Origin of the sequence: Isoptericola sp. NPDC058082 (genome assembly GCF_042885055.1) — a bacterium.
Taxonomy (GTDB): Bacteria; Actinomycetota; Actinomycetes; order Actinomycetales; family Cellulomonadaceae; genus Isoptericola.
The window spans coordinates 367,002-389,170 of record NZ_JBHVSQ010000004.1 but is presented as its reverse complement, the minus strand read 5'-3'; the positions used below and the strand labels follow the sequence as shown (position 1 = coordinate 389,170).

General features: G+C 73.1%; 18 protein-coding genes. 8 read left to right on the top strand and 10 right to left on the bottom strand.

Going from position 1 to position 22,169, the window contains the following annotated elements; all coding sequences use genetic code 11:
- Window positions 1-91: 91 nt before the first annotated feature.
- Window positions 92-757, bottom strand: coding sequence for a DUF4097 family beta strand repeat-containing protein (locus ACFVS0_RS08710; RefSeq protein ID WP_430587732.1), 666 nt, complete (start codon window positions 755-757; stop codon window positions 92-94).
- A gap of 239 nt (window positions 758-996) precedes the next feature.
- Here ACFVS0_RS08710 and ACFVS0_RS08705 point away from each other — a divergent pair, with 239 nt between their 5' ends.
- Entirely contained in the window at window positions 997-1,737 is a 741-nt protein-coding gene (locus ACFVS0_RS08705) for a MarR family transcriptional regulator (protein WP_430549236.1), read from the top strand.
- On the opposite strand, the gene ACFVS0_RS08700 is transcribed toward ACFVS0_RS08705, so the two are convergent.
- Genes ACFVS0_RS08700 through ACFVS0_RS08685 form a run of 4 tightly spaced genes read right to left on the bottom strand, consistent with a single transcriptional unit; the run spans window position 1,721 to window position 5,941 of the window.
- The gene (locus ACFVS0_RS08700; protein ID WP_430587731.1) at window positions 1,721-2,728 is read right to left on the bottom strand and encodes an FUSC family protein; all 1,008 of its coding nucleotides are present in this window, start codon (window positions 2,726-2,728) and stop codon (window positions 1,721-1,723) included. The genes ACFVS0_RS08705 and ACFVS0_RS08700 overlap by 17 nt on opposite strands.
- 20 nt (window positions 2,729-2,748) lie before the next feature.
- Window positions 2,749-3,621, bottom strand: a complete 873-nt coding sequence (locus tag ACFVS0_RS08695) for a carbohydrate ABC transporter permease (RefSeq protein WP_430587730.1) — start codon at window positions 3,619-3,621, stop codon at window positions 2,749-2,751.
- A 2-nt stretch (window positions 3,622-3,623) separates the two neighbouring features.
- Window positions 3,624-4,577, bottom strand: coding sequence for a carbohydrate ABC transporter permease (locus ACFVS0_RS08690; protein WP_430587729.1), 954 nt, complete (start codon window positions 4,575-4,577; stop codon window positions 3,624-3,626).
- Window positions 4,574-5,941, bottom strand: coding sequence for an ABC transporter substrate-binding protein (locus ACFVS0_RS08685; protein ID WP_430549240.1), 1,368 nt, complete (start codon window positions 5,939-5,941; stop codon window positions 4,574-4,576). The genes ACFVS0_RS08690 and ACFVS0_RS08685 overlap by 4 nt, the downstream gene beginning before the upstream one ends.
- 173 nt (window positions 5,942-6,114) lie before the next feature.
- Here ACFVS0_RS08685 and ACFVS0_RS08680 point away from each other — a divergent pair, with 173 nt between their 5' ends.
- Window positions 6,115-7,062: a sugar-binding transcriptional regulator gene (locus ACFVS0_RS08680; protein ID WP_430587728.1), complete on the top strand. Its 948-nt coding sequence runs from the start codon at window positions 6,115-6,117 to the stop codon at window positions 7,060-7,062.
- Between the two features lie 81 nt (window positions 7,063-7,143).
- Window positions 7,144-8,193 (top strand): YihY/virulence factor BrkB family protein, encoded by a 1,050-nt coding sequence (locus tag ACFVS0_RS08675; protein WP_430587727.1) that lies wholly within the window; start codon window positions 7,144-7,146, stop codon window positions 8,191-8,193.
- 4 nt (window positions 8,194-8,197) lie between these two features.
- Here the strand turns inward: ACFVS0_RS08675 and ACFVS0_RS08670 are convergent, their stop codons facing one another.
- On the bottom strand, window positions 8,198-9,682 hold the full coding sequence (locus ACFVS0_RS08670) for a mannitol dehydrogenase family protein (RefSeq protein ID WP_430587726.1): 1,485 nt from the start codon (window positions 9,680-9,682) through the stop codon (window positions 8,198-8,200).
- 149 nt (window positions 9,683-9,831) lie between these two features.
- Between ACFVS0_RS08670 and ACFVS0_RS08665 the strand changes: the two genes are divergently transcribed.
- Complete coding sequence (locus ACFVS0_RS08665; protein ID WP_430587725.1) at window positions 9,832-11,187, top strand: M20/M25/M40 family metallo-hydrolase; 1,356 nt, start codon at window positions 9,832-9,834, stop codon at window positions 11,185-11,187.
- 47 nt (window positions 11,188-11,234) lie between these two features.
- On the top strand, window positions 11,235-12,656 hold the full coding sequence (locus ACFVS0_RS08660) for an MFS transporter (RefSeq protein ID WP_430549497.1): 1,422 nt from the start codon (window positions 11,235-11,237) through the stop codon (window positions 12,654-12,656).
- Here ACFVS0_RS08660 and ACFVS0_RS08655 read toward each other — a convergent pair.
- Both ACFVS0_RS08655 and ACFVS0_RS08650 read right to left on the bottom strand, forming a co-directional pair.
- Window positions 12,625-13,794 (bottom strand): VanZ family protein, encoded by a 1,170-nt coding sequence (locus ACFVS0_RS08655; protein ID WP_430587724.1) that lies wholly within the window; start codon window positions 13,792-13,794, stop codon window positions 12,625-12,627. The two genes, ACFVS0_RS08660 and ACFVS0_RS08655, sit on opposite strands and share 32 nt — an antisense overlap.
- Window positions 13,795-13,812: 18 nt before the next feature.
- A complete protein-coding gene (locus ACFVS0_RS08650; RefSeq protein WP_430587723.1) occupies window positions 13,813-14,571 on the bottom strand; it encodes a GH25 family lysozyme in 759 nt (252 codons plus the stop codon).
- A gap of 114 nt (window positions 14,572-14,685) precedes the next feature.
- Here ACFVS0_RS08650 and ACFVS0_RS08645 point away from each other — a divergent pair, with 114 nt between their 5' ends.
- Window positions 14,686-16,788, top strand: a complete 2,103-nt coding sequence (locus ACFVS0_RS08645; RefSeq protein ID WP_430587722.1) for a bifunctional lysylphosphatidylglycerol flippase/synthetase MprF — start codon at window positions 14,686-14,688, stop codon at window positions 16,786-16,788.
- Between the two features lie 34 nt (window positions 16,789-16,822).
- Here the strand turns inward: ACFVS0_RS08645 and ACFVS0_RS08640 are convergent, their stop codons facing one another.
- Both ACFVS0_RS08640 and ACFVS0_RS08635 read right to left on the bottom strand, forming a co-directional pair.
- Window positions 16,823-17,593 carry a carbohydrate ABC transporter permease gene (locus ACFVS0_RS08640; protein ID WP_430564662.1) on the bottom strand — a complete coding sequence of 257 codons (771 nt, stop codon included), beginning with the start codon at window positions 17,591-17,593 and terminating at the stop codon, window positions 16,823-16,825.
- Window positions 17,594-17,723: 130 nt separating this feature from the next.
- Window positions 17,724-18,668 (bottom strand): carbohydrate ABC transporter permease, encoded by a 945-nt coding sequence (locus tag ACFVS0_RS08635; RefSeq protein WP_430587721.1) that lies wholly within the window; start codon window positions 18,666-18,668, stop codon window positions 17,724-17,726.
- Between the two features lie 205 nt (window positions 18,669-18,873).
- On the opposite strand from ACFVS0_RS08635, the gene ACFVS0_RS08630 reads away from it, so the two are divergent.
- Window positions 18,874-20,172 (top strand): ABC transporter substrate-binding protein, encoded by a 1,299-nt coding sequence (locus ACFVS0_RS08630; RefSeq protein WP_430587720.1) that lies wholly within the window; start codon window positions 18,874-18,876, stop codon window positions 20,170-20,172.
- Window positions 20,169-22,169 carry a DUF6807 family protein gene (locus ACFVS0_RS08625; protein WP_430587719.1) on the top strand — a complete coding sequence of 667 codons (2,001 nt, stop codon included), beginning with the start codon at window positions 20,169-20,171 and terminating at the stop codon, window positions 22,167-22,169. Before ACFVS0_RS08630 ends, ACFVS0_RS08625 begins: the two co-directional genes overlap by 4 nt.

Sequence of the window (22,169 nt, the reverse complement as noted above, 5' to 3'; positions counted from 1 at the left end):
GATTTGGCGTGGTGAAGCTCGACACCACGCCACCCCCCTGCCCCCTCCCCCCCTCCCCCCCCCGGGCCCGGGATCTGCGGGTGCGGGCGGCTCAGCGGCTGTGCGCCGACACGTCGCCCAGCGTGGTGGTGGCGCGGATCTCCACCTGGACGTCGCCGCCGCTGCTGGTGATCGCGTTGCTGATCCGGCCGAGCGTCGTGCCGGCGTCGAGCGACGCCGTGACGCCGGACGCGACGCCCACGGTCACGTCGCCGGCCTGGGTGCGCAGGTCGAGCGCGCCCTGCACGGCCTCCTCCACGCGGAGGTCGCCCTTCGCGGTGCTCAGCGAGCCGGGGCCGGTCAGCCGACCGACGGTGATGTCGCCGGCCTGCGTGACGAGGCGGGCGCTCGCGGCCTCGTCGACCTTGATGTCGCCGTGCGCGGTCTCGACGACGACGGCGCCGAGGCGCCCGACGCCGCGCAGCGGGGCGCTCGCGGCCGCGACCTCGACCGCGGACCCGGCGGGCAGCTGGACCGTGACCTCGACGGAGCCGGAGGGCCCGAAGGCCCGGTGCCCGTCGGGGGCCGTGACGCGCAGGACGCCGTCGGCGTACTCGACGGTGGTCTGCTCGGCGGCCTCGACGTCGCGGCGCTTCGAGGCGTCGGCGGGCCGCACCTCGACCGTGGTGTCGGACCGGTCGGCGGCGACGAAGGTGAGGCGCCCGGCCGGGACGTCGACGACGGCGGAGACGGGGGCGGGGGTGGTGAAGTTCTGCATCGTGCTCAGCTCCTGCGATGGTCGGTGCGGTGGTTTCTGACATGAGAAACGCTACGTTGCGTTCGCAGGTTCAGCAAGAGCAATGTTGCATCAGAAATACGTTTACGCAGGTCACGATGCACATATCGTTGCATCAGAGACAAACATCAACGCAATCGCGCGCTATGGGCTCGTTGCACCCGGTCGGAAGTGAACGTAACGTGGGCGCGACCGACCCAGGTCCGACCCAGGAGGACGCCATGCCGGGAGGCCGGCTCACCGCCCAGGAGCGCCAGCAGATCGCGCTGGGGCTCGCCGACGACCTCGCGTACGCCGAGATCGCCCGCCGCCTCGACCGTCCGACGTCGACCGTCACGCGCGAGGTGATGCGCAACGGCGGCCCGGGCGGCTACCGCGCCGACCTCGCGCAGCGCGCCACCCAGCAGCGCGCGCACCGTCGTCGTCCCGCCACGCCGCGCGCGCCGTCCGGCACGGGGGCCACGCCCGACGACGCGGCCCTGCGGGAGTACGAGGAGACCTTCACGACGCTGCTCATGCAGTCGGGCCTCCCCCGCATGGCCGCGGCGGTGCTCACGCGGCTGTACGTGGCGGACTCGGGCAGCCTCACGGCGGCGGAGCTGGTCGAGAGGCTCCGGGTGAGCCCGGCGTCGGTGTCCAAGGCGGTCGCGCTCCTGGAGAGCCTGGGGCTGATCCGCCGCGAGCGCGAGGACGGCCGCCGCGAGCGCTACGCCGCCGACGGCGACGCCTGGTACCAGTCGATGATCGCCGCCGCGCGCGCCAACGCCGCGCTAGCCGCCACCGCCCGGCAGGGGGTCGACGTCCTGGGCCGCGACTCGGCCGCGGGCGCGCGCCTGGAGAACATGGCGCGCTTCATCGACTTCGTCGCCGACAGCATCACCCGTGCGGCCGAGCAGGCGCGCGACCTGCTCCACACCCCGGGGAGCGCCGCCCCACCGGCGGCCGTCACCCCCGAGGACTGACCGCCGCGGCGCGGACGACGCGCGCCAGCACGAGCACCCCGGCGGCCGCGCCCGCGCCCACGAGGGTCAGGAGGATCCGCTCCCCCGCCCCCGCGACGGCCGGGCCGCCGGGCGCCACCGCGATCACCGTGACGGTGAGCAGCGCGGCGAACACCCACAGCGGGGCGGCGAGGTAGGCGACCACCGTCGCGACGGCGCCGACGGCCACGACGGCGGTGACGACGACGTCGGGCGGCTGCAGCAGCGCCAGCCCCGCCGCGACGCACCCGCCGAGCACCGTCCCTCCGGCGCGGGCCAGCGCGCGCGAGGAGATCTCGCCGGTGCGGGGCACGAGCACCGCGTAGAACGTCAGCAGCAGCCACCACGAGTGCGTGTCCGGGTAGTACGTCACGGCCCACCACGTGCCGACGCCGGTGAGCAGCACGAGCGCCGCGGTGTAGAACGCGGTCTCCAGCCGGGCGGCGGGCACGTGCGGCCTGCGGCGCACCCCGCCGGTCAGCGCCGCGACGAGCACCGCCGTCCACAGCCCGCCCGCCAGCACCGTGAGGGCCACGGGCCACGACCCCGCGAGCGTACGCGGGTCGGCGTCGGTGAGCGCGACCGGCGCCACCGTGAGGATCGCGACCGTGGTCGCGGCCGGGGCCCCGCCCGACGTCCACCCCTTCGCCGCCGCCAGCCCCAGCGCCGCGGAGGTGACGGCGATCAGCAGCACCGCCGTCCACACCTCGCTCCCGGCGAGGGGAGCGACGAGGCAGAGCAGCGCGGTGAGGACGGCGATCACCAGCGGGCGGCGCGGTGACGCCAGCGCAGCGGTCGTGGCGGGCAGCATCCCGAGGTAGTACGGCATGGCGTAGTCGGGGGCGACCACGGCGAGGACGACGACCGGGGCCACCGCCGGCAGCGCGGCGGCGAGGAGGCGACGGCGCGACGAGCCGGGCCGAGGCGGCTCGGTCCCGTCGTCCGGCGCGGTCAGCGGCCCCTCCGGTGCCATGCGCCCCAGGATGCCCGGCGCTACTTGATGGCGCCCATCGACAGCCCGCGCACCAGCTGTTTCTGCGCGATCCACCCGGCGAGGATCACCGGCAGCGACGCGAGCAGCGACGCCGCGCAGAGCCGTGCGAGGAACAGGCCCTCGCTCGTCATCGTCGACACGATGAAGATCGGCACGGTGGCGGCGCGCGACGCCGTGAGGTTGAGGGCGAAGAAGAACTCGTTCCACGCGAAGATCACGCAGATGAGCGCCGTCGCGGCGATGCCGGGCGCGACCATCGGGATGAGCACGGAGCGCAGCGTCTTCATCAGCCCCGCGCCGTCGACCGCCGCGGCCTCCAGCACCTCGGCCGGGATCTCCTGGAAGAACGACCGCATCATCCACACCGCGATCGGCAGGTTCATCGCCGTGTACAGGACGACGAGCGTCCAGATGTTGTCGAGCACCTTGAGCTGCCCGGCGATGACGTAGATCGGCACGATGACGGCCACGACGGGCAGCATCTTGGTGGAGATGAAGAAGAACAGCACGTCGCTGACCTTCTCCACCGGCCGGATCGACAGTGCGTACGCGGCGGGGATGCCGAGCAGCAGCACGAGGACGGTCGAGACGCCGGTGGCGATCGCCGAGTTCGCCACGTACGTCCCGGACTCCCCGATCACGGCCCGGAACTGGTCGAGCGTCGGGCTGAAGAACCACGTGGGCGGGTCGGACGACGCCTGGTTCTCCTGCTTGAAGGCGGTCATCGCCATCCACGCCACGGGGAAGAAGAACCCGAGGGCGAGGATCCAGGTCAGCGTGGTGAGCAGGCCGCCCGTGACGCGGCCGCGGCGGGCCTCGCGGCGGACGGGCGGGGCCGCCGTCGTGCGCGGGGCCGTGGTGGTGGCGGTCATGCTCACTCCTTGACGTCGAAGCTGCGGAAGATGAGCCGCAGCGCGGCGGAGGCGACGATGATCGTGGCGATGACGACGACGACGCCCATCGCGGCGGCCTGCCCGACGTCGAAGCCGAGGAAGGCGCGCTGGTAGATGTAGAACGGCAGGTTCGCGCTCGCCGTCCCGGGGCCGCCGGCGGTCATGAGGTAGATCTGGTCGAACGTGTTGACCACGTAGATGATCCCGAGCAGCACGCCCAGCTCGATGTACCGGCGCAGCTGCGGCAGCGTGATCGACCCGAACGTGCGCCACCAGCCGGCGCCGTCCATCGCGGCGGCCTCGAGCACGTCCTTCGGCTGCGCCTGGAGCCCGGCGAGCACGAGCAGCATCATGAACGGCGTCCACTGCCACACGAGGGCCATGAGGATCGCGACGATCGGGTACGTCGAGGTCCAGTCGACCGGGTCGATGCCGACCAGCCCGAGCGTCCAGTTGAACAGCCCGTACGTGGGGTTGAGCATCGCCATCGACCACAGCACCGAGCTGGCCACCGGCATGATGAGGAACGGCGTGATGAGCAGCGTGCGGGCCACGCCACGGCCGCGGAACGGCCGGTCGAGCAGGATGGCGAGCATGATGCCCAGCACCATCGCGACGAGCACGCAGCCCAGCGTGATGATCACCGAGTTGAGCGCCGTCTGGCGGAACACCGAGTCGCGCGCGATGTCGACGTAGTTGGCCAGCCCGACGAAGAGGTCGGAGTCGGGGCGCAGGAGGTTGCGCGAGTGCAGCGAGTACCAGATCGTCACCAGGAACGGGATCTGCGTGACGACGATCGTGAAGATCAGCGCGGGCAGCAGCGGCCCGCGACGGCGCCACCGCTCGGCGCGCGGGTACCGGTGCTTGTCGGCGCGGGCGGCGCGCTGGGCCTGCGCGCGCCGCAGGTTCCCGGCCTGCGTGGTGACGGCGGTCATCGCTCGTTCTCCTTGCGGTACGTCTCGGCGACGGTCTCGGCGTACTGCTGCGACTGCTCGAGCGCGGCGTCCACGGACTTCTGGCCCGCGATCGCGGCCGACATCTGCTGCCCCACGCGGGTGCCGAGGTCCTGGAACTCGGGGATGCCGACGAACTGGATGCCCGGGTACGGCACGGGCGCCACCATCGTCTTCTCCTGCGTCGCCTCGCTCATCGCCGTGAGGGTCGCGTCGGCGTACGCCTCCGAGACCTCCGCGTACTGCGGCAGCTCGTAGGTGGACAGCCGGCTGCCGGGCGGCACCCGCTCCCAGGAGAGCCGCTCGCCGACGAGCTCGATGTAGTCCTTGTCGGTCATCCAGGAGACGAAGTCCCAGGCGGCGTCCTTGTGCTCGCTGGTGGACGGGATGGCGAGCGACCAGGAGTACAGCCAGCCCGCCGCGTCGGTCTCGCTCACCGGCGCGGGCACGTAGCCGGTCTTGCCGGCCACGGTCGACGACGCCGGGTCCTCGACCGAGGAGACCATCGAGGTCGCGTCGTACCACATGGCCGCCTGGCCCTGCGCGAACCGGGTGAGGCAGTCGCCGAAGCCGGAGGTCGCGGCGCCCGGCTGCCCGTACCGCTGCACGGTGTCGACGTACGTCTCGACGGCCTCGCGCACCTCGGGCGAGTCGAGGCGGGCGTTCCAGCCCTCGTCGAACCACTGCCCGCCGTAGGTGTTCAGCACGGTCGTCATGGGGGCCATGACCTCGCCCCACCCGGCCAGGCCGCGCAGGCAGATGCCCGCGAAGTCCTGCGACGGGTCGTTCAGCTCGGCGGCCAGCTCGCGGACGTCGTCCCAGGTGGGGCGGTCCGGCATGGTGAGGCCGGCCTGCTGGAAGAGGTCCTTGCGGTAGGCGAGGAACGAGGACTCGCCGTAGAACGGCACCGAGTAGAGGTCGCCGTCCACCGACAGCGCCTCCCGCACGCTGGGCACGAAGTCGTCCGGGTCGTACCCCTCGGTGGCGTCGGCGTACGGCTGCAGGTTCTCGATCCAGCCGTTCTCGGCCCACATCGGCGTCTCGTAGTTGGAGATCATCACGACGTCGAACTCCCCGCCGCCGGTGGCGACGGACGCGGTGATCTTGGCGCGGGCCTCGTTCTCCGGCAGGGACACGAAGCGCACGTCGATCCCGGGGTGCTCCTTGCGGAACTCGTCCTGGAGGGAGATCGCGTCCTGCATCTGCGGGTTGGAGACGATCGCGACGACGATCTGCTCGCCGTCTCCCCCGCCGACGGCTCCCGCCCCCGCGCACGCGGCCAGGGAGAGCCCGAGGACGGCGGCACCGCCCGCGGCGGCGAGCCTCCGGGTTCGTGGTCGGAACATCGCTGTCCTCACGTCGTCGGTTCGATCGGTGGGTGTCTCGACGAGCCCCGGCGCGCACAGATGAGATGCGGCGCTGCGCTCATCTGTTTGGACAGTAGTGGGTGATGCTCAGGCGAGCAAGGCCCGAGCGCTCAGAGTGGCGCGGCGGCCCGACCAGCGAGGAGGATGATCCCGTGACCGACGCCGAGCACGCCCGCCTCCTCGTCGAGGTGAGCCGCGACTACTACCTCGACAACCGTTCCAAGGTGGACATCGCCTCCGCCCACGGGATCTCCCGCTTCCAGGTGGCCCGGCTGCTCGCCGAGGCGCGCGAGAGCGGCGTCGTGCGGATCGAGATCTCCCCGCCCGCCCACCTGGACACCGGCCGCGCCCGACGCCTGGCGGAGCGGCTCGGCGCACGCGAGGTCGTGATCGCCGGCGCGGCCGGCACCCCCGCCGCGACGCGGGAGTCGGTCGCCCGCGCGCTCGCCGGCGTCGTCTCCGCGCACGTGCGCGAGGGCGCCACCCTCGGCGTCTCCTGGTCGCGCACCATCGAGATCGCGGTGCGCCACCTCGCCCCTCTGCCCGCGTGCGACGTCGTCCAGCTGGTCGGCGCCCTGCCGGTGGACGGGTCGGGCGACTCGCTCGACATGATCCAGGGCTTCCGCCGGATGCCGGGCGTGCGCACCTGGCCGGTCTGGTCGCCGTTGCTCGTGGCCGACCCCGGCACCGCCGCCGGCATGCGGCGGCAGCCGGAGATCGCCGCCGCCCTCGACCGCGCCGACGACCTCGACCTCGCCGTCGTCGCGATCGGCGCGTGGACGGCCGCCGGGTCCACCGTGTTCCCCCAGGTCACGGGCGACGAGCGGCGCGCCGCCACCGCCGCGGGCACCGTCGCCGAGTGCTCCGGACGGCTCTTCGACGCCGAGGGCCGCCGCGTCGTCACGCCGCTCGACGCCCGCGTCGTGGGCGTGACCTTCGACCAGCTGGTGCGCACCCCCGAGGTCGTCACCGCCGGCTACGGGCGCGAGGCCGCGCCGGGCCTGCGCGCCGCCGTCGCGGGCGGCATCGCCACGACCGTCGTGTGCGACGACGCCGCCGCGGGCGCGCTCGAGGAGCTGCTGGACGCCGCGACCACGTGACGCCCGATTGCGGGCATCCGCGGACGCATCGAGCCTGGTGGTGACCCTGGCGGAACCCGCCGCCGCGCCCGAGGAGGTCCCGTGACCGACACGCACGAGCCCCGCACCGAGCCGGCTCCCGACGACCCGCGCAAGCCCGAGTCTCCGCCGGACCTCAAGAAGCCGTCGTGGAAGCTGGCCTTCAAGAGCACCGTGCGGGAGTTCTCCGACGACGACTGCACCGACCTCGCGGCCGGCCTGACCTACTACGCGGTGATGGCGTCCGCGCCCGCCCTGCTGGCGCTCGTGTCGCTGCTCGGCTTCGTCGGCGACGCCGAGGCGGCGATCGACTCGATCATGTCGACGGTGGAGGGCTTCCTCCCCGAGGAGACGCTGTCCATCGTCGAGCCCTTGGTCACCAATGCCGTCGGGTCCACAGGTGCGGGCCTGGCCCTGGTCGTCGGTCTCGTCATCGCCCTGTGGTCCGCGTCGGGGTACGTCAACGCGTTCGGCCGGGCCATGAACCGGGTGTACGAGGTCGAGGAGGGGCGCCCGGTCTGGAAGCTGCGCCCGATGATGCTGCTCGTCACCCTGGTGGTGGTCGTGCTCGCGGCCGTCGTCGTCGCGAGCCTCGTGCTGTCCGGGCCGGTGGCACGGGCGGTCGGCGAGGCGATCGGCCTGGGCGACGTCGCCCTGACCGTGTGGAGCATCGCCAAGTGGCCCGTCGCGCTGTTCCTCGTGGTGGTCGTCGTCGCGCTGCTGTACCACCTGACGCCCAACGTGAAGCAGCCCAAGTTCCGCTGGATCAGCATCGGGGCCCTGCTCGCGATCGTGGTGTGGGTCATCGCCTCCGCGGCGTTCGGCTTCTACGTGGCGGAGTTCGGCAGCTACGGCTCCACGTACGGCACGCTCGGCACCGTCATCGTGTTCCTGCTGTGGCTGTGGATCACCAACCTGGCGCTGCTGTTCGGCGCGGAGCTGGACGCCGAGCTCGAGCGCAGCCGGCAGCTGCAGGGCGGCATCGCCGCGGAGGAGAACATCCAGCTCCCGCCGCGCGACACCAAGGCCAGCGACAAGAAGGCCGGCAAGCGGCGCGACGCCGTCGCCGAGGCCCGCAAGATCCGGGAGGCCGCGGCCCGCGACGACGCGTGACGGCTTATCCGGCGACCAGCGACTCCACCGTCGCCCGGGCGCCGAGCGTGTGCAGCGAGTCCAGCGCGGCGGTGTAGACCTCGACGAACCGCGGCTCGGACGCCAGGTCGCCGAACAGCTCCTCGTCGCGGACGAACACCAGCGGGTCCTCCCGGTTCCGCGCCGCCGCGGCCTTCAGGCGGTCCGCGAGGCGGTCGACGATCGCGATGGGCTCGCCCTGCTCGTCCACGGCCTCGTCGTACCGCGCCCAGGCCGCGACGACGGCGGCCGAGCGGTGCACCTCGCCGCCGGCGGCGAGGTTCGCCCGGATCACGGGGACCAGCCACTTGGGGATGCGGTCGGACGACTCGGCGCACAGCCGGGCGAGGGTGTCGCGCACGTGCGGGTTGGCGAACCGCTCGATCAGCGTGGCCTGGTACTCCTCGAGGTCCACCCCCGGCACGGGCAGCAGCGTCGGGGCGCCCTCGCGGGCCATGTAGTCGCGCAGGAAGCGCACGAACGTCTCGTCCGCGCAGACCTCGTGGGCGTACCGGTACCCGGCGAGGTAGCCGAGGTAGCACAGGGCCTGGTGGCTGGCGTTGAGCAGGCGCAGCTTCATCAGCTCGTACGGCTCGACGTCGTCGACGAGCTGCGCGCCCACCTTCTCGTACGGCGGGCGCCCGTCGGCGAACCGGTCCTCGACCACCCACTGCGTGAACGGCTCCGCCACGACCGGCCACGCGTCGTCGACCCCGAACCGCTCGGCCACCATAGAGCGGTCGTCGTCCGTGGTGACGGGCGTGATGCGGTCGACCATCGAGTTGGGGAACGGGACGTGCTCCTCGATCCACGCCGCGAGCTCCGGGTCCTTGAGCCGGGCGAACGCGGTGAACATCCGGTGCGCGACGTCGCCGTTGCCCTGGATGTTGTCGCAGCTCTGCACGGTGAACGGAGGCACGCCCCGGTCGCGACGGCGGCGCAGCGCCTCCGTGACCAGGCCGAACGTCGTGGCGGGCACGGCGCCGGGCTCCAGGTCGGCGCGCACGGCCGGGTCCTCGGCGTCGAACTCCCCCGTGACCGGGTTGACGTTGTAGCCGCCCTCCGTGACGGTCAGCGACACGATCCGGATCTCCGGCGACGCCATCCTCTCCAGCACCGCCTCCGGGTCGTCCGGGGCGAGGAGGAACTCCACGATCGAGCCGATCACCCGGCCCTCGAGCGTGCCGTCGGGGTGCTTGAGCACCAGCGTGTACAGCCCGTCCTGCGCGGTGAGCGCGTCGCGCATGCGGGCGTCGTGCGGCAGCACGCCGACGCCGCAGATCGCCCAGTCGAGCGCCTCGCCGGCGTTCATCAGCCGGTCCAGGTACATCGCCTGGTGCGCCCGGTGGAACCCGCCGACGCCGAGGTGCACGATCCCGGCCCGCAGCCGGGTGCGGTCGTAGGAGGGCACGGCGAGCGGCAGGTCGCCGCCCGCCAGCGACGACACGGTCTCTGCACTGAGTGCGGTCATGGTGGGTCCTTGCTCCGTCGGGTGCGAGAGCCACCAACGTAGCAAACGAGCAGGAATCGCGGCACAGATGAGCACGGGTGTCGAAGGAGGGTGAGACCGCGTCGCAGACCTGGTCCCTGCTCGTGACACGGAGGCTCTACGGTGTGCCCATGAATCAGCCCGTCGTGACCCCGGTCACTCCCCGCCCGGGTGCTGACGAGCGCCTGTCGCGCCTGATCCAGCTGCCCACGGTGTCCGCCGAGCTCGAGACCCGTGGTCTCGGCCCTTTCCAGGAGCTCGTCGCCCTGCTCCCCGAGCTGTACCCGCTCGTGCACGAGCGGCTCGAGCTCGAGCGCCACGGCGACCTCGGGCTCGTGTACCGGTGGCGGGGCCGGACCGAGGCCCCCGACGGTCCCCTGGTCCTCATGGCGCACTTCGACGTCGTCCCCGTCGACGAGTCCGACGCCTGGACGTACCCGCCCTTCGAGGGCCGGGTGGAGGACGGCTGGGTCTACGGCCGCGGGGCCCTCGACGACAAGGGACCGCTGGTCGTCGTGCTCGAGGCCGTCGAGAACCTGCTGGCCGCCGGCTTCACCCCGGCCCGCGACGTCTACCTCTCCTTCGGCGGGAACGAGGAGTCGCACGGCGCCGCCGCCGCCGCGATCGCCGCCACGTTCCGCGAGCGCGGCGTCGTGCCCTGGATGGTGGTGGACGAGGGCGGCGCCGTCGTCGAGTCCCCTCTCCCGTTCGTGCCCGGCAGGGCCGCCATGGTCGGCGTCGGCGAGAAGGGCGTCATGAACGTGCGGCTCAAGGCCCGCGGCGACGGCGGCCACGCGTCCATGCCGCCGACCACCACGGCGGTGCGCCGGGTCGCGCGCGCCGTGGACCGGATCGGCCCCCGCACGTTCCCCGCCCGCACCCCGCGTGCCATCTCGCAGATGCTGCGCATCTTCGCCGGCCGCGCCGAGGGGCCCGCCAGGGCCGCCCTGACCACCATGGCCGGCGTCCCCGCGGCGACGGCCCAGGCCTTCGTCGCCCGTGGCGGCGAGACGGCGGCGCTCGTGCGCACCACCGTCGCACCCACGATGCTCGCGGGCGGCACCGCGGCGAACGTCCTGCCGTCGCAGGCGTCGGCCACCGTCAACCTGCGCATCGCCCTCGGCGAGACCGTCGCCTCGACCGTCGAACGCCTGCGACGGCGCATCCGCGACCCCCTCGTCGAGATCGAGGTCATCGAGTCCAGCGAGCCGTCGCCCGAGTCGCCCACCGACGACGACCGGTTCGCCCTGCTGGCCGAAGCCGTCGGCGTCTCCCACCCGGACGCGCTCACCGTGCCGTACGTCGTCATGGCCGCGACGGACTCCCGGTACTTCCACGAGTTCTCGCCGGCCGTCTACCGCTTCGCCCCGCTCGCGATGTCCACCGCGCAGCGCAAGTCCATCCACGGCGTCGACGAGCGGGTCGAGGTCGGCGAGCTCGCGCGCGGCGAGCTGTTCCACCGCACCCTGCTGGAGCGTCTGCCGTGACCAGCCTGCGCCGTGCGCCCCGGGCCGTGAGCGCGGCCGGCGGGACGATGGCGGCCGTCGTCGGCTTCCTCGCCTTCGTCGAGCTCACCAGCGGCGTCATCCAGGGCTACTACACGCCCATGCTCACCGACATCGCCCGCCATCTCGGCGTGCACGACGCCGACGTGAACTGGCTCGAGGGCACGCAGCTCATGGTGTCCGCTCTCGTCGTCCCCGTGCTGGCCAAGCTCGGCGACATGGTCGGCCACCGGCGCATGCTCCTCGTGTCGTCGGGGGTCACGGCCGTCGCGACGCTCGCGCTGCCGTTCATGCCGTCGTTCGGGCTGTTCCTCGCCGCCTGGGCGGTCCAGGGCTTCTACTCGGCGTGGCTGCCGCTCGAGATCGCCCTGGTGTGGAGCCGCTCGCGCGGGCTCCCGAACAGCGCGGCGCTCACGGCGCAGGCCGCCGGGATCCTGGTCGCCGCGCTCGAGGTCGGCGCCATCACGGGCGCCCTCGCCGGGGGTGCGCTCGTCGACGCGCTCCCGCTCCAGGTGGTGCTGCTCGTCCCCGGCGTCCTCGTGGCGGCGTGCTTCGTCGTCGTCTGGTTCGGCGTCGCCGAGACCCCCCGGCCCGCGGGCGGGCGTCTCGACCTGCGCGGCCTCGTGCTGCTGTCCCTCGCGCTGCTCGCCTTCACCGGCGGGCTGAGCATGCTCCGGCTGAACGGCGTCGGGTCCACGCTCGCATGGGCGATGGTGGCCCTCGGGCTCCTGCTCCTGTGGCCGTTCGCCCGCTGGGAGCTGCGCCACCCCGACCCCCTCGTCGACGTGCGGATGTTCCGCTCCCCCGCGCTCGGCCCGGTGTTCCTCACGGCGGGTCTGTTCGGGGTGTCCGTGCTCGGCGCCCAGGCGCCGCTGTCGACGTTCGCCCGCACCGACCCGGCGCTGCACGGCTACGGCCTCGGCACCACGGGCTTCCAGACGTCGTTGCTCATCGGCGTCTACCTGGTCGCGATGATCGTCGGCGCGCTCACCTTCCCCCGCGTGGCACGCCTCGTGACGCCGCGCATCACGCTGGTCGGGGCCGCCACGTGCGTGGGGATCGGGTTCCTGCTGTTCGTGCCGCTCCACGCCACGTACCTGCAGGTCGTGGTGAACATGGTGGTCGTCGGCATCGGGTCCGGCGCCCTCGTGGCGGCGCTCCCGTCGGCCGCCGCCGCGGCGGCCCCGCCCCAGCAGACGGGCGTCGCGACGGGGCTCACCAACTCGGTGAAGACGCTCGGCGGGGCGGTCGCGTCGTGCGTCTTCGGGATCGCGCTGCTCGGTGCCGCGGGGGCCGGCACGGCCGGGGCCGCGGAGAGCACCGCGGGCTCGTTCGCCGGCTACGTCACCGTGTGGGTGGTGTGCGGCGGGACGGCCCTGGTCGCGGCGGCGCTCCTGGTCGTCGTGCCGAAGCAGGCGTTCACCGACCGGCCGGTGACGACGCACGTCTGACGGGCTCGGCGGGCGCGCGGGAGTCGACCATCCGCGCGCCCGTCAGCACGCAGGCGAGGCCGCGCCGGTCGCCGGTCGCGACGACGCCGACCAGGGCCGCGAGCGCCACCACGTTCTGCAGCGCCCCCGCCCACGCGTTCGACGCGTCGCCGGGCGGCACCGCCTCCACGATCCCCAGCACCCCGTACAGACCGAGCAGGAGGTACCCGCGGGCGAGACGGCGCGCGAGCGAGCCGCGCCGTAGGACGCCCGCGCCGTCGGGCCAGCGCGGCTCCAGCCACACCGCCCGCTGCCCCAGCGACGCGCCCGAGCGGACCCACGGCGGCAGGAGGAACACGACGACGGCCGGCACCACCGTGCCCAGCAGCACGTCCGGCCAGGTCGTCGCCGACGGGACGTCGTGGCCCGACGCCAGCACGGCCACCCGGTAGGCGAGCTGCAGCGCCGCCCCCAGCACGAACGCGGCGAGCAGGTCGGTGACCATCCCCAGGAAGCGGCGCCAGAACGTCACCGGCCGCGGCTCCAGGCGCGCGGCGGCGAGCTCGCGCGCCTGCGGCATCCAGCGCAGCACCACCGGCGCGACGAGCGCGCCGAGGAGACCGCCGAGGGTGTTGGTGAGGACGTCGTCGACGTCGGCCACGCGGTAGGAGCACGGGACGAGCCCGAGGATGCCCGTGTACTGCACGGTCTCGATCGCGACCGACGCGACGAGCGCGCTCAGGGTGGACGCGGCCACGCCCCATCCGAGGTACCGCCGCGCCAGCACGCCCCAGGGCACGAAGAGCAGCACGTTGAACGCCACTTGGAGGACGGCGGCGCTGCGCAGCGTGGCGAGGGTGCCGAGGCCGGCGGTGTCCCGGCGGATGTCGTCCAGCGAGTGCAGCGGCACCAGCTCCGCGCCGGACACCCCGTGCGCGGCGCACCACGCGGTCAGGTCCCCCGAGGGCAGGGGCAGCAGCGTGTACGCGAGCAGCGTCACGACGTACACCGCGAGCGCCGCGGCGCCGAGCACCCGCCGCGCGTCGAGCCGCCCGTACCGCCGCTGCTGCACCAGCAGCACGGGGATCAGCACCCCGAGGAAGACCAGCACCCCGAAGCCGACGCCCACCACGGCCGGCCATGTCCATCGATCGATCACGTCGCCGACGGTATGCGGCTATGGCTGGGTCAGCGCGCTCAGGTCGCCGATCGTGCCGTCGAACACGTTCATGTCGATGTGATCCTCCTCGCCGACGTAGCCGGGGAGCGTGTCGCGGTCGGAGTACTGCCAGAACTCCCAGTCGCGGCGCGGCAGGTCAGGGGTGGAGGCGACCGACCGGATCCACAGCGGGTACCGGTCGTAGTCGTCGCCCAGGTAGTCCGCCCGGATCTGCTGGGTCGTGTAGAGGATCGGCGGCACGCCGTAGTGCTCCTCGAGCGCGTCGAGCATCGGGTCGAGGATGCCCCGCAGCTCGTCGACGGTCGGCGGGTCGGCGGCGAACTCGCCGTAGTACTCGACGTCGACGACGGGCGGCAGGGTGCCGCTCTCGGCGGGCACCACGTCGATCAGGTGTGCCGCCTGGTCCGCCCCGGGGCTCTCGAAGCTGAGGAAGTGGTAGGCGCCGACCAGCAGGTCGGTGGACCGGGCGCCCTCCCAGTTGGCCGCGAACCGCTCGTCCACGTGGGCGGAGCCCTCCGTGGCCTTGACGAACGCGAAGTCCAGGTCCTGCGCCGCCAGCACGGGCCAGTCGATCGTGCCCTGGTAGGCGGACACGTCGACGCCGCGCACGGCGTACCGGTCGGCGGCCAGGCGGTTGGGCCAGAGCACCCCGTTCCACACCAGCAGCGCCAGCACGGCCAGCAGCACGACGACGGCCCCGGCGGCCACCGCCAGCGCACGCCGACGCCGGCCCCGTCCTGCCCGCTCGCCGCTCATCCCGCCGATGATCCCCGATCGCCCCCGCTCCGGGCCACCACCGCCGCGACCGGACGGCGCGCGCCGGGGCGCCGCCCGCGGAATGATTCCCTCAACCGAGGTGAGGAGTCACGCGTGACCGGCGCCACCGACGAGGCAGCGACCCCCTCGACCGCCTCTCCGACGCTGCGGCTGCTCCGCACGGCGAGGCGTGTCCCGTTCACGCTCGGGATCGTCGCGCTGATGCTCGTGCTCGGCGTCGTCACCGGCGCGCTGTGGTCCCCGTTCGAGGACCACCCGTGGTTCGACGACGTCGCGTTCGGCGCCCCGGCGTTCGCCGACGGACGGTGGTGGACGCCCGCCACGGGCTCGCTCTTCGCCCTCGAGCCGTGGGAGTACGTGTCCGTCGCCGGGGTCTTCCTCCTGCTCGTCGGCTGGACGGAGCTCCGGCTCGGGACCCGGCGCGCGGTGGTCACGGCGGTGACCTGCCAGCTCGTCGGCGTCGTCGGGACCGCCGGCGGCCTCGCCCTCCTGGCGCGGACGGGCTGGGACTGGGCGGAGCACCTGGCCCGGGTGCTCGACGTCGGCTTCAGCGCGGGGGTCGTCGGGACGGTGACCGTGACGGCGCTGAGCCTGGCGCCACCGTGGCGGTTCCGGGCGAGCGCCCTGATCGCGATCTACGTCCTGGCCGCGCTCGTGATCTGGGGCGGCATCGCGGACGTCGAGCACGTCGTCGGGTGGATCGCCGGCCTCGTCGTCGCCCGTCCCGTGCTGGGCGCGAGGCTGGGACGCCGCACGCGCGCCGGGCGTCTGCAGCGCGACCGGGCGACGGCCGCGGGGTACTTCGCGATCTCGGCCCTGCTCGTGGTGCTCACGAGCTTCGCCGCCGGTCCCCGCGAGGGGCCGCTGGGCGAGGTCGGCAGCGGCAGCTGGCCGACGGGTGTCCTCGCCGTCGCGGTCGACCTGGTCCTCGCCGTCGGCCTCCTGCGGGGCAGGCGCTCCTGGTGGTGGCTGGCCGTGGTGCTCACGCTGCTCGGGGTGGTCGGCGAGGCGCTCTTCGCGCTGGCCGCGTCCCTCGTGCTGCCGGACGAGCTGCCGCTCGTGCTCCTCATGCTCCTGCTCGACCTCGGTGCGCTGGCCCTGCTGGTCGTCCGGCGGTCGTCGTTCCGCGCTCGCCGCCACGCGAGGCCGTCGACCGGGGCCCGGCTGGACCAGGACGACGCGCGCGCGACGCTCCGCCGGCTCGGGGCGGGGCAGCGGCTGGCCTGGATGACGACCTGGGACGGCCTCGAACGATGGGCGCCCGAGGGCCAGGACGGGTACGTCGCCTACCAGGCGCACGCCGGCGTCGTCGTCGTCCTCACGGACCCGGTCGGCGACGGACCGGACGGCCGCGCGGAGCTGGTGGACGCCTTCGTCGGGGCGGCGTCGACGGCGGGCTCCGGGTCGTGCTTCTTCTCCGCGAGCGAGGAGGTCGCGTCGATCGGGCGGGCGCGCGGCTGGACCCTCGTGCCGGTGGCGCAGGAGGCCGTGATCGACCTGCCGGGGCTGGAGTTCCGGGGCAAGAAGTGGCAGGACGTGCGCACGGCGCTCAACCAGGCCGCGAAGCAGGGCATGGAGCACCGGCTGGTGCGGCTGGTCGACGAACCGCCCGAGACGCTCGCACAGGTGCGGGCGATCTCCGAGGCGTGGCTCGGCGACAGCGACCTGCCGGAGATGGCCTTCACGCTGGGCGGGGTCCGCGAGGCCCTCGACCCGGAGGTACGCGTGGGCCTCGCGGTGGACGGCGACGGGCGGGTGCACGGGGTGACGAGCTGGCTCCCCGTGCACGCCCCGGACGGGCAGGTCGTCGGGTGGACCCTCGACGTCATGCGGCGCGCGCCGGACTCGTTCCGCTACACGATGGAGCTGCTCATCGCGTCCGCCCTCACGACGTTCCGGGACGAGGGCGCCCTGGAGGCCTCGCTGTCCGGCAGCCCGCTCGCCCGCGGCGAGCACCCCTCTCCCGGGGGTCTCGACGCCGTCCTCGACCGCCTCGCGGAGCGGCTCGAGCCCCTGTACGGCTTCGAGTCGCTGCACCGCTTCAAGATGAAGTTCCAGCCGCGGGACGCGCCGCTCTACCTCGTGGTGACCGAGCCCGCGACCCTCCCTCTGGTAGGGCTCGCCCTCGTCAGGTGCTACCTGCCCGACGTGCACGCGCGCGAGCTGGTCGCGGCCGCGCGGTCCTCCCGCCGCTGACGCCGCGACGCCCGAGGTCGCCCGGCGCCGCCCGTCACTTGATCCCGGTCGTGGCGATGCCGCGCACCAGGAAGCGCTGGCCGAAGAGGAACACGAAGAACACGGGCAGCAGCGACACGATCGACATCGCGAACATCGATCCCCAGTTGCTCTCCCCCTGCGAGTCGACGAACAGCCGTAGGGCCACCGGCACGGTCATCATGTCGGTGTCGGTGAGGTAGATGAGGGCGCTGAAGAACTGGTTCCAGGTGCCGATGAACGTGAAGATCGCCGTCGTCGCGAGGGCCGGCGTCATCAGCGGCAGGATGATGCGCAGGAAGATCCGCGCGTGACCGGCGCCGTCGATCCGGGCCGCCTCGTCCAGCTCCTTGGGCAGCCCGCGGATGAACTGGACCATGAGGAAGATGAAGAACGAGTCGGTCGCGAGCATGTTCGGGCCGACCAGCGGCCAGAAGGTGTTCACCATGCCGAGCTGGGAGAACAGCACGTACTGCGGCACCAGCGTGACGTGGCCCGGCAGCATGATCGTGATGAGCATGATCGCGAACAGGATCGTCCTGCCCGAGAACCGCATCCGCGCGAACGCGTAGGCCGCCATCGAGCACGAGACGAGCGTGCCGAGCACGGACCCCAGCACCACGACCGCCGAGTTGAGCATGTAGCGGCCGAAGGGGTGGGTGAGCGCGTTCCACCCGTCCGGGTAGTGCGACAGGTCGACGTCGCTCAGCCACAGGCCGGGCTGGCTGAAGATGAGGTCGTCCGGACGCAGGGACGAGACGACCATCCACAGGAGCGGGTAGATCATCACGGCGCCCGTGACGATCAGCACGACGTGCTTGAGGACGCTCCGCACGGGGCGGGAGGGCCGCCGCCGCGCGGCGACCGGCGCGGGCTCCTGGGCGGCCGGGGCCGCCGCGACGTCCCTCTGGATGGTGTCAGTCATCGTAGTAGACCCAATACTTCGAGGCGATGAAGTTGACGGCCGTGAGGGCCCCGACGATGAGGACGAGCAGCCACGCCATCGCGGACGCGTAACCCATCTCGAAGTCCTTGAACCCCGTGTTGTAGAGGTACATCGTGTAGAAGAGCGTCGAGTCGGACGGTCCGCCGATGCCGCCCGAGATGATGAACGCCTGGGTGAAGGACTGGAACGCCCCGATCGTCTGCAGCACGATGTTGAAGAAGATGATCGGGGTGAGCATCGGCATGGTGATGCGCCAGAACTGCTTGGCCCTGGTGGCCCCGTCGACGGCGGCCGCCTCGTAGTACATCGTCGGGATCTGCCGCAGCCCGGCGAGGAAGATGATCATCGGCGACCCGAACGTCCACACGTGCAGCAGGATGATCGTGCCGAGCGCCGTGTCGGGGCTGGAGATCCAGCCCATCCCCTCGATGCCGAAGAGCCCGAGCACCTGGTTGACCAGCCCGGTGGTGCCGAAGATCTGGCGCCACAGGATGGCGATGGCCACCGAGCCGCCCAGGAGCGACGGCAGGTAGAAGACCGAGCGGTAGAACGACAGCCCGCGCATCCCCCGGTTGAGCGCCACCGCGATGAAGAGCGCCACCGCGAGCTGGAGCGGCACGCCCACGACGACGTAGGTGAGCGTCACCCGCAGCGACTGGTGGAGGCGGTCGTCGGTCAGCATCCGGAGGTAGTTCTCCAGGCCGACCCAGTTCGGGTCCTCGAGCAGGTTGTAGTCCGTGAACGACAGGTAGAACGACGCGATCATCGGGCCCGCCGTGATGACCACCAGCCCGAGGAGCCACGGGAGCAGGAAGACGAGCGCCGCCTTGTTGTCCCGTCGCGCCGCCTTCCGCTCGCGCGGGTCCAGCGGGCGACCGCCTCGCTTCAGCTTCGAGAGCTCGGTGATCGCGCTCATCCGGACGAGCCCGTCGGCGCTGTGGAACGATTCATCGCGTGGACCTCCTCGACCACGGAGCGCTGCGCGACAGCGCGCAACTTTTGGGGTAACCGTTGACCACAGTATCGAACTCTTCGTAGTCTGGGAAGCGCCTTCCCGCTCGCCGACGCCGACCGTCGCGAGCCTTCCGGGGACGGGCTGCTCGTACAGGGAGGTACGAACCATGCAGAGACCCAACTTCAGGACGACCGTCGCGACGGCCACCGCCGGCCTCGTCGTGCTGACGGCCGCCGCAGGCTGCGCCGTCGACCAGCCCGGCACCGACGCCGCTCCCTACGACCCCGACGAGGAGGTGACGATCACCTTCGCATGGTGGGGCGGGGAGGAGCGCAACCAGATCACGAAGGAGGCGATCCAGGGGTTCGAGGAGGATCACCCGAACATCACCGTCGAGACCCAGAGCAGCGACTTCGGCAGCTACTGGGACATGCTCGCGACGCAGGTCGCGGGCGGCGACGCCCCCGACCTGATCACGATGGGCGGCTCCTACCCCAGCGAGTACGCCGGCCGCGGCGCGCTGCTGGACCTCGGCACCGTCTCCGACTACCTCGACACCTCCAAGGTGCCGGCCGACACGCTCAAGATCGGCGAGATCGAGGGCACGCAGTACACCGTCCCGTCCGGCGTCAACGCGCTGGCAGCCTTCCTCAACCCGGCCGTCTTCGAGGCTGCGGGCGTCGAGCTCCCGGACACGTCGACGTGGACCTGGGACGACTTCGCCGCGGTCACCCAGCAGCTGTCCGACAAGAGCCCGAAGGGCACCTACGGCACCGTGCCGTTCGCCAACTCCTCGCTGCTCGACGCCTGGGCGCACCAGCACGGCGAGGCCATCTTCGCCGAGGACGGCACCGTGGGCGTGAGCCCCGAGACGGTGTCCGCCTGGTTCCAGCTCTGGCTGGACGCCCAGAAGAACGGCGCCACCCCCGAGGCCAGCATCTTCGTGGAGGACTCGACGGCCGTGCCCGAGCAGTCGCTGTTCGGCACCGGCAAGCAGGGCGTCGCCTTCGCGTGGAGCAACTTCAAGGCCGACGCGCTCGGCGACTCCGTCGTCGAGGCGAACCTGCCCGGCGAGGCCGAGGCGGTCGGCAACCGCGTGGGCTCCACGATGGAGTACGCCATCACCTCGAAGACGGCGCACCCCGAGGCCGCGGCGATGCTGCTCGACTACCTCATCAACGACCCGCGCGTGGTCGACGCGGTCGGCACGGACCGCGGGGTCCCGGCGAACGCGGAGGTGCGCGACCACCTGCGCGAGAGCCTCAGCACCGTGCAGCAGAAGGAGGTCGACCTCATCGACGAGATCGCCGCGTCCGACGCCGGGGCGCGGATGCCCGCGCCCGAGGGCGCCAGCAGCACCGGGGACATCTTCACCCGGCTGATGCAGGACGTGCTCTTCGAGCGGACGACGCCGGACGACGCCGCCGAGCAGTTCATCTCCGAGGTCGAAGGCTCGCTGAAGTGACCGCCCCCGGCGTCGCCCTCGTCGGCGGCCACGGCTACGCGACCCGCCACCTGGAGCACCTGCGGAGCGCCGAGCGCTCGGGGCAGGCCCGGCTGCTCGGTGTCGCGGACCCTCGTCCGCCCGAGGGCGACGCCGGAGGCGTGCCCTGGTTCGACTCGCTCGACGACCTGCTGGACGCCGGCGTCGAGCCCGACGTGGTGGTGATCTCGACGCCGCCGCACACCCATGCGCCCCTCGCGCTGCGGGCGGTCGCGGCCGGGGCGGACGTCTACGTGGAGAAGCCCCCCGTCGCCTCGTGGGCGCAGTACGTCGAGCTCGAGCGGGCCGCGCGCGACGCCGGCCGGGTGGTGCAGGTCGGGTTCCAGAGCCTGGGGTCCGAGGCCCTGGGGATCATCGACGCCTGCCTCCGCGCCGGCGAGATCGGCGACGTGCTGGCCGTGGGCGCCGTCGGCACCTGGTCGCGCACCGTCGGCTACTACGACCGGTCCCCGTGGGCGGGCAAGCGGGTCCTCGACGGCGTCGACGTGGTGGACGGCGTGGCGACCAACCCGCTCGCGCACGCCGTCGTGACGGCGCTGCGCCTGGCCGGGGCCCGGCGCGCGGACGACGTGCTCGACGTCGACGCCGACCTTTACCACTCGCACGCGATCGACGCCGACGACACCTCCGTCGTGCGCGTGCGCACGACGAGCGGTGTCGCCGTGACGCTCGGTCTGACGCTGTGCGCGCAGGAGCAGACCGCCCCGGTGATCCGCGTGCGTGGCACCCGCGGCACGATCGAGCTGAGCTACACCACCGACGAGCTCACCGTGGACGGCGTCGGCGGACGACGCACCCTCAACGCGGGCCGCGCGCACCTGCTCGACGACCTCCTGACCCACCGCGCGACCGGCGCGGAGCTCCTCAGCCCGCTGGCCGACTCCGGCGCGTTCATGCGCGTGCTGGAGGCCGTGCGCGTGGCCGACCCGCCCCGGCAGATCCCCCCGGACGCCGTGACGTGGACCGGCGAGGGGCGCGACCGCCGGCCCGTCGTGCGCGACGTCGACGCGCTCCTCGCGCGGGCGGTCGTCGCGCAGGCGACGCTCGCCGAGCTGGGCGTGCCGTGGGCGCGGAGGCGGCCCGCGCTCGACGTGCTCGACGTCGGCGGCGTGCCGGTCGCCGAGCTCCGCGACGGCGCCGACGTGGCGGCCGTGCTCTCCCCGCGGCCCTACCTGCACCCGGTCTCCACGCTCGACGGCGTCGTCGTGACCGACCACCTGCCCGCCGACCACGCCTGGCACCTCGGCGCCGGCCTGGCGATCCAGGACGTCGACGGCACCAACCTCTGGGGCGGCCGCACGTTCACGGCCGAGGACCGCGAGTACGTCTGGCGGGCCGACCACGGGCACGTGCGCGTCGACCGGCACTCCCGCGCCGGCTCCGCCGCCGAGCAGGTGGTCACCTGGTGCGATCCGGCGGGCGCCCCCCTCCTGACGGAGCACCGCCGGTGGGACGCAACGCCCTCCCCCGACGGCTGGTGGCTGGACCTGCGCACCGAGCTCCGCAGCGCCACCGGCACGCCGGTCTCCCTGGGTGGCCCGGGCAGCAACGGCCGGGCCGGCGGCGGCTACGGCGGCTTCTTCTGGCGCGTCGCGCCCTGCACCGACGTCCACGTGCGGACCGCGGACGCCGACGGCGAGCAGGCCGTGCACGGCACCACGTCCCCGTGGCTGGCCTGGACCGCCACGTTCGCCTCGGGGACCGCGACGCTCGTCGTCGTCGCCGCGCACGACGACGACGCGGACCCGTGGTTCGTCCGCTCCGCCGGCTACCCCGGTGTCGGCCTCGCGCTCGCGTGGGACCGCCGCACCAGCGCGCCGGTCGACGATCCGCTGCGCCGGCGCGTCCGCGTGCTCGTCGCCGACGGCGTCCTCGACGACGACCGCGTCGCGCGGCTCGCCGCCGACGCCCTGGAGCGCGACCTCGCGCCCGCACCGCTCGCCGCCCGACCTGCCTGA